The 14,469-nt window shown below is 64.3% G+C and carries 10 protein-coding genes; 1 reads left to right on the top strand and 9 read right to left on the bottom strand.

All coding sequences use genetic code 11. The annotated features are described in order from the left end of the window. Positions 1-80: 80 nt before the first annotated feature. Complete coding sequence (locus H0241_RS14965) at positions 81-965, bottom strand: DUF427 domain-containing protein (protein WP_181058430.1); 885 nt, start codon at positions 963-965, stop codon at positions 81-83. A 107-nt stretch (positions 966-1,072) separates the two neighbouring features. Next, positions 1,073-2,728 carry an ABC transporter substrate-binding protein gene (locus H0241_RS14960; protein WP_181058429.1) on the bottom strand — a complete coding sequence of 552 codons (1,656 nt, stop codon included), beginning with the start codon at positions 2,726-2,728 and terminating at the stop codon, positions 1,073-1,075. Between the two features lie 115 nt (positions 2,729-2,843). Between H0241_RS14960 and H0241_RS14955 the strand changes: the two genes are divergently transcribed. Further along, positions 2,844-3,752 carry a LysR family transcriptional regulator gene (locus H0241_RS14955; RefSeq protein ID WP_181058428.1) on the top strand — a complete coding sequence of 303 codons (909 nt, stop codon included), beginning with the start codon at positions 2,844-2,846 and terminating at the stop codon, positions 3,750-3,752. Between the two features lie 106 nt (positions 3,753-3,858). Here the strand turns inward: H0241_RS14955 and H0241_RS14950 are convergent, their stop codons facing one another. The 7 genes from H0241_RS14950 to H0241_RS14920 form a co-directional block, all read right to left on the bottom strand. Next, entirely contained in the window at positions 3,859-5,898 is a 2,040-nt protein-coding gene (locus H0241_RS14950) for a dipeptide ABC transporter ATP-binding protein (protein WP_181058427.1), read from the bottom strand. Next, positions 5,891-6,766 (bottom strand): ABC transporter permease, encoded by an 876-nt coding sequence (locus tag H0241_RS14945; protein ID WP_181058426.1) that lies wholly within the window; start codon positions 6,764-6,766, stop codon positions 5,891-5,893. The genes H0241_RS14950 and H0241_RS14945 overlap by 8 nt, the downstream gene beginning before the upstream one ends. Continuing rightward, positions 6,763-7,716: an ABC transporter permease gene (locus H0241_RS14940; RefSeq protein ID WP_328824696.1), complete on the bottom strand. Its 954-nt coding sequence runs from the start codon at positions 7,714-7,716 to the stop codon at positions 6,763-6,765. The genes H0241_RS14945 and H0241_RS14940 overlap by 4 nt, the downstream gene beginning before the upstream one ends. Before the next feature lie 11 nt (positions 7,717-7,727). Continuing rightward, the gene (locus tag H0241_RS14935; RefSeq protein ID WP_181058424.1) at positions 7,728-10,070 is read right to left on the bottom strand and encodes a molybdopterin guanine dinucleotide-containing S/N-oxide reductase; all 2,343 of its coding nucleotides are present in this window, start codon (positions 10,068-10,070) and stop codon (positions 7,728-7,730) included. Between the two features lie 132 nt (positions 10,071-10,202). Then, positions 10,203-11,867, bottom strand: coding sequence for an ABC transporter substrate-binding protein (locus H0241_RS14930; protein WP_181058423.1), 1,665 nt, complete (start codon positions 11,865-11,867; stop codon positions 10,203-10,205). A gap of 308 nt (positions 11,868-12,175) precedes the next feature. Beyond that, positions 12,176-13,360 carry a mandelate racemase/muconate lactonizing enzyme family protein gene (locus tag H0241_RS14925; RefSeq protein WP_181058422.1) on the bottom strand — a complete coding sequence of 395 codons (1,185 nt, stop codon included), beginning with the start codon at positions 13,358-13,360 and terminating at the stop codon, positions 12,176-12,178. 1 nt (position 13,361) lies between these two features. Next, positions 13,362-14,465, bottom strand: coding sequence for a mandelate racemase/muconate lactonizing enzyme family protein (locus H0241_RS14920; RefSeq protein ID WP_181058421.1), 1,104 nt, complete (start codon positions 14,463-14,465; stop codon positions 13,362-13,364). Positions 14,466-14,469 lie beyond the last annotated feature (4 nt).

The raw sequence follows: 14,469 nt of genomic DNA, 5'->3' as shown, positions 1-14,469 counted from the left end.
CAGGGAGCTCAGCGTAACACTGGCCCCGGCGAACGAAAACACGTAACTCCGCCCGGCTCCGCCGTCAGCAGGTGAGGGTGTCAGAAATACCCGTCCGACGCCGCCGTGGCCTCTTTCGATATTTCCACCCCGTCGACCAGGATCTTGTCGACCAGTTCGTGGTGGAAGCACACCAGCCCCTTGATGCGCTCGGCCTCGTGCACCGGCTCGGGATAGTACCACACCATGTTCTCGTGCCGCTTGGTGGCGGTCGTCACGTGGTAATAGTTGGAGATGCCCTTGTAGGGGCAGCGCGAGATATAGCGGCTGGCCGCGAACATATCGAGCCTGGTGTCGGCGATCGGCAGATAGTGGCGCACCGGATGGCCGGTCTCGAACAGGAACACGCCACGGCGCGAATCCGCCACCTGCTCGCCGTCGAGAATGACCTGCACCCGCCGCGACGAGGGCAGGCAGTCGACCCGGCGGAACGGATCGCGGGCGTGGACGAAAATCTCCTCATCCTCCTCGAACCAGTGGCCCATCTTGCTCCACACGAACGACATATAGCCTGCGATCGGCGGGCAACCCTTGGCCGGATCGAGATAGCGCCATGCCCCATCCTCGACCAAAGTGATGCCGGTGTTGAGCGAGTAGAAGGTGGCGGTGCCCTTGTACGGGTCCTCCGTCGTTGTCTTGGAAGGCAGCAGGAACTCTTCGCGCACATCCTCGATCGGGAAATAATAGACCGGCAGATGATCGGATTCGTAGAACACCAGCGCCCTGGTGGTGTCGGCGACGGTCATCGATCCCACCTGCACCCGCAGCCGTTTCAGCGACGGCATGGTGAAGGCGACATAGCCGGGCTCGAACTCGTACTGGACGATCTGGTCGAGCACCGGGAAATGCGGTCCGCGACCGCGCAGATGGGGCTTGCGAATGGTGGTCTCCCGCTTCTTGTCTTTTGTGGCTGAACGCTGGTGCATGGCTTGAGCCGGATGAGCTTTCTTGTTGAGCACGATCAAACCCGAACCGAAGGTCAACGCAGCAAAACCTGATCGCTTTTGTCACGCGGGCCTTCAGTCCGGATCCTCTACCCCAGGGATACGCGATCGAGCAGCAGCCCGGCCGCAATCGGCGGCAGACCGCTGACATTCTTGCGCACCGGCACCAGAAGGTCGGGGAAATAGCTGAAGATGATCGGCGTCTCGTCGAGCAGAAGTTTCTGGATGTCGGAGGCCGCACTGCGCTGCGCGCCGATGTCGAGCGCCTTCAGATAGGACGTGACCATACCGTCATAGGCAGGGTTCTTGAAATGCGCCGCGTTCCAAGGGCCGTCGCTGACCAGCGGGCTCTTCAGGAAGACGTTGGGCACGCTGCGATGCGCGTAGTCGGTGATGCCGAGCGGGCTGTCCAGCCAGTCGGACTGGCCGAACACCGCCTTGCCGTAATATTTGTCCTGGTCCTCGATATTGAGCGCGATGCGGGCACCGATCTCCTTGGTAAAATTCTGGAACAGTTGCGCGTAGCCCGGAATGTCGGAATAGCGCAGCGTCGTCAGCGTGATGTCGAAGCCGCCGCCGAGCCCCGCAGCTTCCATCAACTGCTTGGCCTTGGCGATGGCCTGCGCCCGCTGCGGGATCGACTTGTCGGTAGCCGGGAAGGCCGGCGCGAACGGGCTGTCATTGCCGGTCGCTGCCATGCCGCGGCAGAGCCCGTCGACCAGCTTGGAGCGGTCGATGCTGAAAGCTAGTGCCTGGCGCACGCGCTTGTCGGTGAACGGCGCCATGTCGCAGCGCATATGCAGCTGGCGGTGCGCGGTCGAGGCAACGCGCAACACCGTGATATCGGGGCTGTTCAGCACCACCTGGCTGACATCGAGCGGGACGGCGTCGAGCAGGTCGACCTCACCCGCCTGCAGCGCCAGGATGCGCGGCTGTACGTCGCCGTAGAATTTGAATTCGAGCCGGTCGGGCAGCGCCTTCTCGCCCCAATAATCGGGGTTGCGCACAAAGGTTGCGCCAACCTTCGGCGTATAGCTTTCCAGCCGGAACGGGCCGGTGCCTTCGAAGGTCTTTTCGTAGTCGCCCTTGTAGCTCGCCGGTAGGATGACGGCGTTGTAATTGTCGATCGACACCGAATAGGGGAAGCTGCCGTTTGGCGCGTCGAGATGGAAGGCGACCGTGTGGTCGTCGACCTTCTGCGTGCCGCCCTTCGACAACAGGCCCTTGAACACCGACAGCGCGTTGGAAGCGCCGGCGGGATCGGCCAGCCGGTCGAAGGTGGCAACGACATCGTCCGCCTTGAACTCCTCGCCATTGTGGAATCTGACGCCCTTGCGCAGCTTGAAGGTCCACACGCTGCCGTCTTCGTTCGGCGACCAACTTTCGGCCAGCACCGGCTTCAGGGTGAGGTCCGGTTGGGTGACGCAGAGAAATTCGGCCGTCTGGAAGACCAGCTGGTAGCTGCCGCTGTCATAATAGGTGACGGGATCGATGGCGCCGCCCGGCGTTGCGATGCCGGCGCGTACCGTGCCGCCCGGCTTGCCCTCGGCGCGGGCAGGCTGCGTACCGAAACCAGCAGCGGCGACAAGGCTCCCCAGGAACGGCAGCGACAGGCCAAGCAGGCTGCCATGCCTGAGGAAATCGCGCCGGCCGATGCGGCCGGCTAGCAATTCGTCGACAGCGGAATTTTCGATGGCGCTTAAGGTCTTGCGGGCGGCATCGATGGTCTGGAAATGCTTCGGCATGGGCGGCATTCCTGTTTTCGCGGGGGGCTCCGCTAAATAGTTCACTGTTGACCCCGACCGGAAAGCGATATTTTTTGATGGCGGCCATCGAAATTTTCGATGGTGGAGCCAAATCATGGACACTGAAAATCTGCGCAGTTTTCTCGAGGTTGCCACCCATGGCAGCTTCACCGTCGCCGCCAGCCGGCTGAACCTCGCCCAGTCCACGGTCAGTGCGCGGATCAGGGGTCTGGAGGAGCAGCTGGGGCGCCGGCTTTTCGTCCGTGACCGCGACGGCGTCACGCTGACGCCGGCGGGCCGGCAGTTCCTGCCGCACGCCTCCTCGATCACCCGCACCTGGGAGCAATCACGGCAGGACATCGCGGTTCCCGATGGCTATGAGACGCTGCTGCGGCTCACCGCTCCCGCCTATCTGTGGGACCGCATCACCTCGTCCTGGATTGCTTGGATGCGTGAAAGACGGCCGAATGTGGCGCTCAGGCTCGAAGGCAGTTTCCCGGATCAGGCAATCGATCAACTGGCGGAAGGCCTGCTCGACATCTGCATCCTCTATTTGCCGCGGCCGCATCCCGGCGTCGTCTATGAGACGCTGGCGGTCGATCAGGTCGTGCTTGTCCAGCATGCCGCCCAGACCAGATCATGGACCGAGAACTACATTTTCATGGACTGGGGACTGGAGTTTCGTATCGAGCACGACCGCGCCTTTGCCGGCCTGGTCAAGCCGGCCATATCGGCGGGGCTGGTGTTCATCGGCCTGCAGCATGTGCTGTCGCAGCAGGCGGCGGCCTATCTGCCGCTCAGCGCCGTCAGCGGCCACATCGAGCGCGGCGAAATACGCCGCATCGAGGATGCACCGGTCTTCCAGCGGCCGATCTATCTCGCCTATCCCGCCAACCCCGCCTCGTCGGACACGCTCAATGTCGCGCTCGACGGATTGCGCGCGTTGGCAAAGGACTGGACTGCGGCTGAAGGGTTTGCCGAAGGCGACCGCGTCTTCAGCATGGCCGATACCTATCGGGGCTAATGCATGTCGCTCAAAAGTGGTCCCGGTTTTGAGAGAACGACATGCACAAAACAAAGAGCTAAAGCGCGTCGCCTGAATCCGTTCAAACGCGACGCGCTTTAGCGCCTCAGGCAGGCACTGGCTGCTTCGGCGCCTGCAGCCTTGCCAGCTCCGCATAGGGAATATGGCAGCGGATCGAATGGCCGGGCTGGGCTTCGCTGAGCGGCGGCTCCTTTTCCTCGCAGATCGCGCCGATCTTGCGGGGACAGCGTGTGTGGAACACGCAGCCCGAAGGTGGATTGGTGGCGCTCGGGATTTCGCCGTCGAGGCGAATGCGCGCCGTCTCGGTCTGGTCGAGTTTTGGCACTGCCGACAGCAGCGCTTCCGTACAGGGGTGGTGCGGACCGGCAAAGACGTTTTCGGACGGCCCGAGCTCCATGATGCGGCCGAGATAGAGCACGGCGATCTTGTCGGAGAGGTAACGCACCACGCCAAGGTCGTGCGAGATGAAGATGTAGCTGACATCTTCCTTCGACTGTAGGTCCGCGAGCAGGTTGAGGATCGCCGCCTGCACCGACACGTCGAGCGCCGAGGTCGGCTCGTCGCAGACGACGATGCGCGGTTCGCCGGCAAAGGCGCGCGCAATGGCGACGCGCTGCTTCAGCCCGCCCGACAGCTGGCGCGGCTTGACGGTGAGATGCCGGTCGGTAAGCCGCACCGAGCGCACGAGTTCTTCGAGGCGGGCCTGCAATGCAGCACCCTTCAAGCCGGCCAGCCGCTTCAACGCCCGGCTGATCAAATGGCGGATCGAATGCGAGCGGTTGAGCGCCGAATCCGGGTTCTGGAAGACGATCTGCATCGCCTTGATCTGGTCGTCGCTGCGGTTCTCCAGCCTAGGCGCCAGCGTCTTGCCTTCGAGCTCGATGGTGCCGCCTTGGTCGGGCGGCACGAGACCGAGCAGCAGCCTGGCGAAGGTGGTCTTGCCGCTGCCGGATTCGCCAACCAGGCCGAGCGTCTCTCCGGGCTTCAGGCTGACCGAGACATCCTTCACAGCACGCAGCGCATGGCCATGGCTGGCATAGGTCTTGTTCAGCCCCTCGACGCGCAGCACCGCGGGTGCTTCCTTGCGGGCAGGGGCGGCGACATCGCTCGGCGTGGCGCGCGGCAGCGCCTGCGCCTGCTCGTGATAGTGGCAGCGCGACAGCCGGACGCCCCCATGGCCATCGTCAAGCTCATAGAGCGGCGGCAATTCGGTGCGGCAGCGCTCCGTCGCCAGCGCGCAGCGGTCGGCGAAGGCGCATCCTTTGATGGTGGCGCCGATGCCGGGTAGGAAGCCAGGAATGGTGTCGAGCCGGCCATGGTCCTTGCGCTGGCCGCCGCGCGGCAGGCAGCGCAGCAGCGCCACGGTATAGGGATGGCGCGGATCGCTGAACACGCGATCCGTCGGCCCTTCCTCGACCAGCATGCCGGCATAGAGCACGCCGACCCGGTCGCACATGTTGGAGACGACGGCGAGGTTATGGCTGATGAACAGGATCGAGGCCGAAAGTTCGCGCCGCAGCTGCGCGATCAGGTCGAGCACTTCGGCTTCCACCGTCGCGTCGAGACCGGTCGTCGGCTCGTCGAGGATCAGCATGGTCGGATCGTTGGCCAGCGCCATGGCAATCGCCACGCGCTGCTGCATGCCGCCCGAAAGCTGGTGCGGATAGCGTTGCATGACACTCTTCGGGTCGGAAATGCGCACACGGTTCAGCATCGCGATGGCGCGGTCTTCGGCCGCTTGTCCCGAGACGCCGCCAAGCTCGAAGATTTCGGTCAGCTGGCGGCCGATGCGCAGCGACGGGTTCAGCGCCTTGCCGGGGTCCTGATAGACCATCGACACGCTGTCGGCACGTGCGCGCCTGAGTGCTTCGGCGTCGAGCTTCATCACATCCTGGCCGTCGAGCGAAATCGCCCCGCCGGTGATCGAGCCATTGCGCGGGAGATAACGCACCACGGTCAGCGCCACAGTGGATTTGCCGCAGCCGGATTCGCCGACCAGCCCATAGGCTTCGCCCTGGCCGATGGTAAGGCTGAGGTTGCGCAGCACCGCGCGGTTGCGGCCATTGACGCGGTAGGCGACGGAGAGGTCGTGGAGTTCAAGCGCGTTGGTGGCTTTCTCAGTCATTGAGCGCCCCCTGAACGCCGTCGGCCACCAAATTGACGCCGATCACCAGCGAGGCGATGGCGAGCGCGTCGAACAGCACCGTCCACCAGAAGCCGCCGCCGATCATGCCGTAATTCGAAGAGATCGACAGGCCCCAGTCGGGCGAGGGCGGCTGGATGCCGAAGCCCATGAAGGAAAGCGTGGCGACGGCAAAGATCGCATAGCCGAGCCGCACCGTGGTCTCGACCAGGATCGGCGGAATGACGTTGGGCAGGATCTCGACGAACATCGTATGCAGCGCACTTTCGTGCCTCAGCTGGGCGGCGGCGACATAGTCGAGCTCGCGCTCGGCAAGCACGGCCGAGCGCACGGTGCGCGCGATGATCGGCGCGAAGCTCAGGCCGATGACGACGATGACGGTAGCCTTCGACGTGCCGAGCGCGACGATTGCCAGCAACGCGACGATGACCACCGGGATGGCCATGAAGGCTTCGAGGATGCGGCTGACGATGTCGTCGACAATGCCCTTGAAATAGCCGGTGAACAGACCGAGCGCGGTGCCGGCCACAGTCGCCAGCAGCGTCGCCAGCGGCGCGACCGTCAGGATGTCGCGTGAGCCGACGATGACGCGCGAGAAGACATCGCGGCCGATCTGGTCGGTGCCGAACCAGTGCTCGCCCGAGGGCGGCGCCAGCGCGTTGATGATGTCGTCGGCAAGCGGGTCATAGGGCGCGAAATGCTCGCCGAACAGCGCGCAGGCGACCCAGAACAGCACGATGCCGAGGCCAACGAGAAAAGTCGGCGACCGCAGCAGCGAGAAGAACACCTCGGCCCACGGGCCACGCCGGGCGGCGGTGTCGGGCGCCGGGATGGTTTCGGTGGCGCTCATTGGTCTGTCCCCAGGCGGATGCGTGGATTGAGCACGGAATAGAGAAAGTCGGCGGCAAGGGTCGCAATCGCATAGACGATGCCGATGGTCAGGATACCGGCCTCGAGGATCGGGAAATCCTTGCCGCGCGCGGCGGTGAAGATCAGCGAGCCGATGCCCTGGTAGCGAAACAGCGTCTCGATGACGACGAGGCCGCCGATGAGATAGCCGGTTTGCGTGGCAATGACGGTGATGGTCGGTAGCAGCGCATTGCGCAGCACATGGCGCCAGATCACCGTTCGCCACGGCAGGCCCTTGAGCACGGCGGTGCGCGTATAGTCGGAATCGAGCGCCTCGATCATGCCGGAACGCGCCATGCGCGCGATATAGCCGAACAGCACCAGGAACAGCGGCAGCGACGGCAGGATCAGATAGTAGAGCTGGGTGAAGAAGCCGGCGTCCTTCGGCCATGCCGCCGAGATCGGCAGCCAACGCAGCCAGACGCCGAAGATCAGGATCAGGATGATGCCGGTGACGAATTCCGGCAGCACCGTCACCGACAGGCCGCCAAGGCTGATGATGCGGTCGAGCGGCCGGTTGAGGTTGAGCGCGGCAATCACGCCGCCGAGGATACCGATCGGCACCACCAGCACGAAGGCGACCGCCGCCAGCTTCATCGAATTGACGAGCGCATCGAGGACGAAGGGCGCCACCGGCGAGCGGAAGATATAGGACGTGCCCATGTCGCCCTGGATGAAATTCCAGATCCAGCTGCCATACTGGGTGAGCAGCGGGCGATCGACGCCGAGCGTGTGGTTCAGCGCATCGACGGCGCGCTGGTCGGCGAACGGCCCCAATATGGCGCGCCCGACATTTCCGGGCAGCACCTGGCCGCCCAGAAACACCATAATGCTGAGCAGGAACAGCGTGACGAGCGACAGCGACACACGCCGGGCGAGGAAGGAGAGAATGGCATCGACTCCTATGAAAGGCCGGCCACGCCGGGGACGTCGGACAAGTTCAGTATGACAGGCGGCTCGAACGCCGTCACCGGCGGAACGGCGCCTGCAAATCGCGACACCTGGACCAGCGTCGAATTACAGGTCGGCGATTGGGCAAGGCGCGACGTGCCCCGGTCCGCTGTCAGCACATTCGGGTTGCCGTGCTTTTCCAGGCTGGGCGATTGCCCGGGTTCGACGGGGTCGAACCATGCTCCGGTCGGGAGTTGCACGACGCCGGGGATCACCCCGTCGGTCAGGATTGCCCCGGCCAGGCACGATCCGCGATCGTTGAAGACGAGGACAACCATTCCGCCCAGGATGCCGCGAGCCGCAGCATCGGCCGGGTTCATCTGCAGCGGTGCGCGGCCGGACACCTTGCCCGCGCGGCTGACCGAGCCGTGGTCATACTGGCTGTGCAGCTTGTCCGCCGGTTGCGGCGACAAAAGATGCAGCGGAAACCGCTCGGCAAGACCGCTGCCGAGCCATTCCCGTGGCTCCCGCCACACGGCATGGCCCGGACAGTCGTCATAGCCGAAGGAATCGATCGTCGCGGAGAACAGTTCGATACGGCCTGACGGGGTCGCCAGCCGGTGCTGCTGCGGATCGGCACGGAACGAGCCAAGGAACGTCTGCGACGTAACCTTGCGGGCAAGCTCGGCGTGGCCGTCATGCCAGAAACGGTCGAATGGCGGCATCTCGACTCCGGCCGCGGCCGCATTGTCCCTTGCCTGGCCGTAGAGCAGGTGGATCCACTGTTCGGCATCGCGCCCTTCGGTGAAGGCGTCGCGCACGCCGAGCCGCGTCGCCAGTTCGGCAAAGATGCGGTAGTCGTCGCACGCCTCCTCCACCGGATCGATGGCCTGCTTCATGGCAACCATCAGGTTTTCGCGGTTCGAAAAGGCGAGATCGTTCCTTTCCAGCGGCGTCGTGACCGGCAGAACGATGTCGGCATAGCGCGCCGTGGCCGTCCAGAAGGGCTCGTGGACAATGATCGTCTCGGGCCGCTGCCAGGCCTCGACGAGACGGTTCAGGTCCTGATGGTGGTGGAAAGGATTGCCGCCGGCCCAGTAGACCAGCCTGACATCGGGATAGGACAGCTCAGCGCCGTTGAATTCGAACGACCCACCGGGATCGAGCAGCATGTCGGCCACACGCGCAACAGGTATGAAATCCGGTACGCCGTTGCGGCCCTGCGGCACGGACGGCCAGCGAAAGCCGAGCTCCGGCCGTCCGGCGCCGTTCGTCGATGAATAGCCGAAGCCGAACCCGCCGCCGGGCAATCCGATCTGGCCGAGCAGAGCGGCAAGCGTGATCGCCGCCCAGTAGGGCTGCTCGCCATGGTCGGCACGCTGCAGCGACCAGCTGACCATCAGCATGGTGCGCTTGGTTGCCATCTCCCTGGCCAGCGCGATGATTTTTCCCGCTGTCATGCCGCTCAGCGCCGCCGCCCAGGCCGAATCCTTCGGCGGGCCGTCGCTTTCGCCCATGACATAGGCCCGCACGACCTCGAAGCCGGTGCAGTAGCGCGCCAGGAAGGCTTCGTCGTGACGGCCCTCGCTGATCAGCACATGGCACAGCGCCAGCATGACGGCGGTGTCACTGTTCGGCCGCAGCTGCAGCCATTCGGTCTCCACACCGCGCGGCGCGTCGTCCCGCACGGGCGAGACATTGATGAGCCGAGCGCCGTTGGCGACGGCCTTTTGCAAGGCTGCCGAGGCTTCGTGGCGTGCCGCGCCGCCGCCCTGGATCTGCGCATTGCGCCAGGGCAGCCCGCCAAAGGCGACGATGAGCTGGCTGTGCTGCTCGATCCCGTCCCAGGTGGAATGATTGCCGGTCAGGCCGTCGGTCCCACCGAGCACATGCGGCAGGATGATCTCGCCCGCACCGTAGGAGTAGCTGAGGACCGAGCTGGTGTAACCGCCGATCGTGTTGAGGAAGCGGTGGACCTGGCTTTGGGCATGATGGAACCGCCCGGCGCTCGCCCATCCGTAGGAGCCGGCGTAGATCGCGGCGTTGCCATGCGCGGTGCGGACCCGGTCAAGCTCGGCGGCGACGATGTCGAGCGCCTTCTCCCAGGGCACCTCGACAAAGGCTTCGCCGCCCCGCCGGCCGCGGACCGCCGATCTGTCTCCTTCGAGCCAGCCGCGCCTGATGGCGGGTCGCGCGACGCGCATGTTTCCCTGCGCGGCGCCGAGCAAGGACTGGCCGATCGGCGACGGATCCCGATCGCCGCTCCACGGTTCGACACCGACGAGCCTGCCGTTCTCGGTCCTGACCTCGTATGTCCCCCAATGCATGGTAGTGAGCAGGGTTCTGGACTCCATTGGACACGTCAATGTGGGATCATTCACGATGGCCCAAGACGGGCAAGGCGCCATGCGCCCTGTCCCGGTTGGTCTTCAGGTGCCAGTCCCTGGCTTGGGGCTGGCGGTTGCGGGATCAGCTCTTCCTCGTGTTCAGGCCTTCGATGCCTTTTCGAGGAACAGCTGCGACATCGCTGTCGGCTGTACGCCCGTCACGCCCTTCGCAGTCGCCGTCAGATAGTCGTAGAAATAGCCGAAGATCACCGGCGTTTCCTCGAGCAGCAGCTTCTGGATCTTGCCTGCGTCGGCCTTCTGCGCCTCGAGGTCGAGGGCCGCGATATAGCTGGTCGCCAGCGCGTCGTAGTCCTTGTTTTTGAAGTGCGCCGCGTTCCAGGTGCCCTCGCTTTTCAGCGGTGCCGCGAGATAAACGTTCGGCACGCCGCGGTGACCGTAATCGGTGATGCCCATCACCGAATCCAGCCAGTTCGATTTGCCGAACACAGCGTCACCGTAATAGCCGCCCTGGTCGAGGATGTTGAGTTCGAGCTCGACACCGATCTCTTTGACCCAGTTCTGGATAAGCTGCGCGTATTCGGGGATTTCGAGGTAGCGCTCGGTGGTCAGCGTCACCTTGAAGCCCTGGGCGACACCGGCGGCTTCCATCAGCTGCTTGGCCTGCGCGATGTCCTGCTTGCGCTGCGGAATGCTCGTGTCGGTCGACGGGTAGACTGCGGCGAACGGGCTGTCATTGCCAAGTGCGGAGCGTCCCTTCATCAGGCCGGCGACCAGCTTGTCGCGATCGAGGCACAGCGCGATGGCGCGGCGCACGCGCGCATCCTTCAACGGGCCGTCGTCGCAGCGCATATGCAGCTGCTGGTGCGCCGACGACTTCAGGCTGATGATGTCGACGCTCGGGTCGTTGAGCAGTGCCACGCCCGACAGCACCGGCATCTGGTTGATGATGTCGACCTGTCCGCCCTGCAGCGCCAGGATCATCGGCTGCACGTCGGTGAAGAAGGTGAACTCGGTGCGCTCCGGCAGTGCCTTCGGTCCCCAATAGTCTTCGTTTCGCACGAAGGAAGCGCCGACCTTGGGCGTGTACTTTTCGATCTTGAACGGCCCGGTGCCGTCGAAGCTCTTTTCGTAGTCGCCCTTGTAGCTCGCCGGCACGATGACGGCGTTGTAATTGTCCGACGACAGCATGTAAGGGAAGTTGCCGTTCGGCGCGTCGAGATGGAATTCGACCGTATAGTCGTCGACCTTCTTCGAGGCGCCCGTCTTCAATATTCCGTTGAACACCGACAGCGCGTTGGATGAATTCGCCGGATCGGCGAGGCGGTCGATGCTGGCCACCACGTCGTCGGCCTTCATCTCGCCGCCCGAGTGGAATTTCACGCCCTTGCGCAGAGTGAACGTCCACACCGAACCGTCGGCGTTGGGCTTCCAGCTTTCCGCCAGCGCCGGCTGCAGCACCAGATCGGGGCCGTCGACGCAGAGGAATTCGGCCACCTGCTGCATCACCAGCAGGCCGCCGGCGTCGGCAATGGTTACCGGGTCGATGGCTGCGGCCGGCACGCTGCTGGCAACACGGATGGTGGCGCCCGGCGCGCCTTGAGCGCGAGCGAGCGAGGGCATGGCGCCGAAGCCGGCCGCCGTGGTTATGCCGCCGAGCAGCGGCAGCGACAGGCCAAGCAGGCTGCCATGGCGAATGAATTCGCGGCGGCTGACGCGGCCGTCGACCAGCCCGTCGATGAGGTGGTTTTCGAGCGGCGTGCGCTGGCGCCGGATAAGGTCGAGAAGGCGGTAATTCTTGATCATGGGTGCTACCCTTTCCCCTGTGTTTTTGTAGTTGGTTGGTGTGTTTATGGCTGACGAAATTCCGTGGAGTTCTCCTTATCCCGGCCGTCAACGATGTCTTTCGACCGGACTGTAGCATGCGATTTTCCGCGGTCCATCCGGTCCATAATGAGGAGGGGCCGGATTTTGCGAGGCATCTGCTTTTACCCGTTCGTCCCGCGTGCCTGTGATCGTTGTCACAGCTGCGAGCTTCTCTTGTTGTATCCATCTCTTGTCGGCTTGTGTGATCACTCCTCGTTGTTTTGACGCGATTGCGGGCGGAAAACCGCCTAGTTCAGAGGCAGCCGGCGATAGGTGCCGGGCTTTTCCGGATCGTGGTATTTGTTGCACGGCCCATTCAGGGCGAAGTCGCGATGGCAGGCGGCAAGCCTGTCCCGCGACAGCGTGACGCCGAGGCCGTGTCCTTCCGGCACCGGCACGACATTGTTCTTCGGCACGAACGGCCCTTCCTCGATAATATCCATCGGCTGCATGCGAAACAGCGACTGGTTGGGCTCCCGGATCCAGCCAAGTGCGGCGCACAGATGCAGGTAGCAGGCGCTGCCGACGCCGGTGTCGCCGCTGTAGCACCAGTAGTCGATGCCGGCATGCTCGCAGGCACCGACGAAGCGCAGCATGCGGCCGATGCCGCCATGCGCGGTCGGGTTGCCGACAAAGGCGTCCGGCACTTTCAACTCCATGGCGCGGGCGATGTCGATATTATGGGTCGAGAACGGGATCAAGGTGTGACGCCGCAGCTCGCGCATCTCCTCTGACGTTGCCACCGGATCCTCCCAGTTGCGCACGCCAAGCTCCTCCAGCGGCCGCGCCAGCTGCCTGGCGGTGGCCAGCGAATAGGCCTGGTTGGAATCGATGCGGATCATCGCATCGTCGCCGAGCCTTTTGCGGATAAGCTCGATCATCTTCAGCGAAATCTTCGGATCATGTGTCGAGAACTTGCCTTCGAAGAAGGTGGTGCCGAAGCGCTCGTTGAGTTCGACGCAATAGTCGGCGACTTCTTCGGGCGTCTTCTCACCCTTCACCTTCGCTCCGTCGCCACGCAGCGAAAAATAGTCGGTGAAGGGAATGTCCTTGCGCACGGCGCCGCCGAGCAGCTGGTAGAGCGGCTGCTTCCACGCCTTGCCGCGCAGGTCCCACAGCGCCACCTCGATGGCGCCGAAGGCCATGATGCGGGTGCGGTCGTTGATCGACTGCACGCCGCTCCAGAAGGGCAGGCAGACTTCCTCGGCGCCGGCAATGTCGAAAGCGTCGCGGCCGACAAGCCGTGGCGCCAGCACATCGTTGATGACGGCTGCGGCGGCCGGCGTCGGCGCTTCGCCGATGCCGACCAGCCCGTCCTCGGTCTCGACCTCGACGATGGTCGGTGAGAAACCGTCGAGTTCGCCGAACACCCAGACGTAAGGGGCTTCGAGCCGGTAGTTGATCGGCGTGGCCTTGATGCGCTTGATCTTCATCTCAGCCGATCTCGAAGAAAGGTTTGCCGAGCAGGCTTGGGTCGACATCGATGCCGAGGCCGGGTCCGTCGGGAATGCCCATGTGGCTGCCGGTGACCGGTGGGGCGTTGGAGGCCGTTCGCACCGTCACCCATTCGTGGAAGGCGATCGCATGCAGCCGGCGTTCCGCCGGCGTCGACAGCGACAGATGCGCCATCGCCGCCGTATCGATCTCGGCGCCGCCCGTGTCCTCGACCGTGATCATGAAACCGAGATCGACGGCGACGTCGCGAATTTGCCGCGTTCGGGTCACGCCACCCAGCCGCGAGATCTTCAGCGTCAGCCCGTCGGCGGCGCCCAGGCGGTGAATTTCCAGCATCGCTTCGAGCGATATGACACTCTCGTCGAGCACCATCGGCTTGTCGAGCATGCGGCGCACCGACATGTTCTCCTCGATCGTCGTGCAGGGCTGCTCGAACGTGTAGTCGATGCCGCGCGTGGCATCGGCGAACTGGCGCGCCTGATAGGGTGTCCAGCCGGCATTGGCGTCGCAAAAGATCACCGTGCTTTTCGGCACAGCCGAGGCGACCGCCGTCACCCGGTCGATGTCGTCGTGCACATTGCCGCCGACCTTGACCTGCAGCCGGCGGCAGCCCTCGGCGATGATCCTTTTGGCCAGTGCCGCCATCTGGTCGAGGGTGCCATGGGTGACGACGCGGTAGGTCTCCGCCATATCGCTTTCGCGGCCGCCGAGCATGGTCACCAGCGGCACGTCGGCCGCTCGTGCGGCCAGGTCCCAGCACGCCATATCGAGCGCCGACTTGATGTAGGGATGGCCCTTGAACACCGTATCCATCAGCCGGCCGATGCCGGCCAGGCCACGCGGATCCTGGCCGATCAGGTGCGGCGCGATTTCCACCACGCCGGCGCGCGTGCCGGCCGGAAAAGCGGCCGAGTAGAAATTGCCGAGCGGCGCCATCTCGCCCCAGCCGGTCACGCCGCTGTCGGAGGTGATGGCGACGATCACCGCGTCGAAGCAGTCGGCGACCCGCCCCTTGGACATGCGGTAGGGCCCGTCCACGAAGGGCTGCACGACACGATAGGCCTTGATGGATTTGATCTGCACTTTG

This window comes from Mesorhizobium neociceri (assembly GCF_013520985.1).
Classification (GTDB): Bacteria; Pseudomonadota; Alphaproteobacteria; order Rhizobiales; family Rhizobiaceae; genus Mesorhizobium; species Mesorhizobium neociceri.
Note: the sequence above shows the minus strand (reverse complement) of the source record. Positions and strands in the feature narration are given on the sequence as shown.